Source organism: Pseudonocardia sp. Ae505_Ps2 (assembly GCF_001932425.1).
In the GTDB taxonomy this organism is placed as follows: Bacteria; Actinomycetota; Actinomycetes; order Mycobacteriales; family Pseudonocardiaceae; genus Pseudonocardia.
Genome location: NZ_MCIP01000012.1, coordinates 1 through 2,267, shown reverse-complemented (window position 1 = coordinate 2,267; position 2,267 = coordinate 1). Strand labels below are relative to the sequence as shown.

Annotated in this window: 3 protein-coding genes; all 3 read left to right on the top strand. The window is 71.8% G+C overall.

Annotated elements, in window-relative coordinates; genetic code table 11:
- The first annotated feature begins 453 nt into the window (after window positions 1–453).
- Window positions 454–753 (top strand): hypothetical protein, encoded by a 300-nt coding sequence (locus Ae505Ps2_RS30055; RefSeq protein ID WP_075554448.1) that lies wholly within the window; start codon window positions 454–456, stop codon window positions 751–753.
- Window positions 750–2,033 carry a hypothetical protein gene (locus Ae505Ps2_RS30050; protein ID WP_075554447.1) on the top strand — a complete coding sequence of 428 codons (1,284 nt, stop codon included), beginning with the start codon at window positions 750–752 and terminating at the stop codon, window positions 2,031–2,033. The genes Ae505Ps2_RS30055 and Ae505Ps2_RS30050 overlap by 4 nt, the downstream gene beginning before the upstream one ends.
- Window positions 2,030–2,267, top strand: a 238-nt coding sequence (locus Ae505Ps2_RS30045; RefSeq protein ID WP_139320320.1) for a hypothetical protein, incomplete at its 3' end; no start/stop codon positions are given. The genes Ae505Ps2_RS30050 and Ae505Ps2_RS30045, both read left to right, overlap by 4 nt.

Sequence of the window (2,267 nt, the reverse complement as noted above, 5' to 3'; positions counted from 1 at the left end):
GCAGTAATAGGCGACTCCGCCGCCCGGCGGGGCTGCGGCCATCACCCGGCGTAAGGAACCGGCGTGGTGGCCTAACCAAACGACCTACAGGAATAGGTGGTTGGCTATGGGCCATGCTGCCCTGAGTACGTCCGCGCATCCAGTGGCGGGGGGAAGAGTTCTTCCCTCTCCCGCCGACGATCCCTCCACGACAGTCGCCGATACCGGTGTTGACCTGGGGTTTCCCTGGGTCGGGTGGTGTCCGGACGGGTTGACCGAACCGGTGATTGACCGCCTCTACGGCGACCTCCTCCACAACCCGGACGCCCACGCCGGCCTCGACGAGCCGGTCGGCCCCGACGAGCCGACCGATCCGTCCGAGGCGGCCGGTGGGGCGGTCCCGGCTGGGTTGGTTGTGTTCTTCTCCCCGCGGGTTCCTGCTGGTCAGACCCGTGTCGCGGGTGGCGAGGCGGCATGAACACCCTACTCCGCGCCACCGCCCGCGGCCTCGCCGACCGGGCCGTCGAGATCACCATCCTCGGCGCCCTGACCGCCGCGACCATGTGTCTGACCTGGTGGTTCACCATCCCGGCCGTCCTCGCCGCGGTGTGGTGGGCGACGGTCGAGGTGCGTCTGTGGCGCGCCCACCGCGGCGCACCGGCCTCGGCTAGCCAGGCCGGGCGGGCTGCCGCAGCCGCCGTTTCACCGCCTGCTGAGTCGTCTTCTGCACCGGTTTCGGCTGGTCAGCAGGGTGTCGGGAGGGCCGGGGCATGACCGCGACCTCCCCTTCCCCGCACTCGTGGGCCTCTACTCGCGCGGCCGACCGTCGAGAAGCGCGCGCTCTGGAAGCGCGTCTTGCCCGTGAGGACGCCGACGCCGCCGCGCGGCGACGCCTGGAAGCCGAAACCGCCCGCGGGGACAAGGCCCGCGCCGACCGCGACCACGCCGACCAGCGACGGACCGAACGCGCAACTGCCCGCGCCGCCGCCCGCGCACAGCGCCGGACCAAGGCCCTGACCTGGGCCTCCACCCACGTCGTAGAGCTACTGATCTACCCGATCGCGCTGCTGTCCTTCGCTCTGGCCGCACCGGCCATGGCCGCCTACGGCACCACCCTCTACGGCCCACCCGGCGTCCTGCTCGCAGGGATCACCGAACTCGGCATGTGGGCCTTCGCCCTGGCAGTGGTCGCCTCACGCCACCAGGCCCCGGACCGGCCCGTGGTCGGGTTGCAGGCCGGTGTCGTGGTGTTCGCCCTCGTCGCCGCCGGAATGAACCTGGCCCACGGCCTCGAACAGGGCCTCACCGCCGGAGTGGTGATGGCGGTCGTGTCCATCGCCGGCGTCGCCGCCCACCAACTCACCCTCGCCGGGACACCCCGGTCCCGGACCGAGCGGCGGGCCGCGCGCCAGGCCGGGCGCCTGGACCGGCTGGTCGAGGTGAAGACCGACCGAGCCCGCCGCCTCGCCCTCGCCGACGCCACCGCGATCATCGGCCCGGACGGCACCGCCACCCTGGCCTACCAGCCCGGCACCTACCGAATCGCCCGACGCACCCTCACCCCGACCGCACCGACCACACCGGGCCCGACCGAACCCACCGAAGACCAGGACAGCAACGGGGACAGCGACTGGGATGCCGCCCTGACCGCGCTCACCCACGGCCACTTCTACGACCCATGGACCGACCCCGACCTCCCCTCACAGGCCGACCCGTGGGCCGACTCCCACCCCGACCATGATCTTGGCGGCGGCGTCGACCTCCTCGACCGCGACGACACCGAGCCGGGTGGGGAGTCGAGGCCTGACCAGCAACAGTCGACCCACCCAAGATCAACGTCGAGGGTCGGAGTCGACCCCGACCATGATCTTAAAACCGGGTCGACTCCGCGGTCCCTGAACGATCTTCGTCGTCAGCTCCGGGCAGCCGTCGGCCACGGCCGGGTCGACCCGTCCTCGGCCGAGTCGATCCGGCGGGTGCTGCGCTGCTCCGCCGCACGCGCCCGCCACCTGCGCGACGAACACCGCGACGAGAGCGGCGGTGACCAGCGATGAACCACGACAACCGAGACGACCAGACCGGACGCGGGAAGGACAGCGGTGGCGCCAGCCCGGCCCACCACGACAGAGACGACGCGCTGGCGCCGGTCATCACCCTGCACCACCACACCGACACTCCCACCACCGACACCGGCAGCCCGGTTGTGGTCGAGGGCGAGGTCATCAGTAGTTCTGCGGTGGTGTCGCCGGTCCGGGCGCGGCGGGAGCTCTACCGCTGTGACGTCACGA

What these genes read in the sequence shown, in the direction of transcription:
- Ae505Ps2_RS30055 (WP_075554448.1), top strand. Translation starts at nt 454, where the DNA reads ATGAACACCCTACTCCGCGCCACCGCCCGCGGCCTCGCCGACCGGGCC.
- Ae505Ps2_RS30050 (WP_075554447.1), top strand. Translation starts at nt 750, where the DNA reads ATGACCGCGACCTCCCCTTCCCCGCACTCGTGGGCCTCTACTCGCGCG.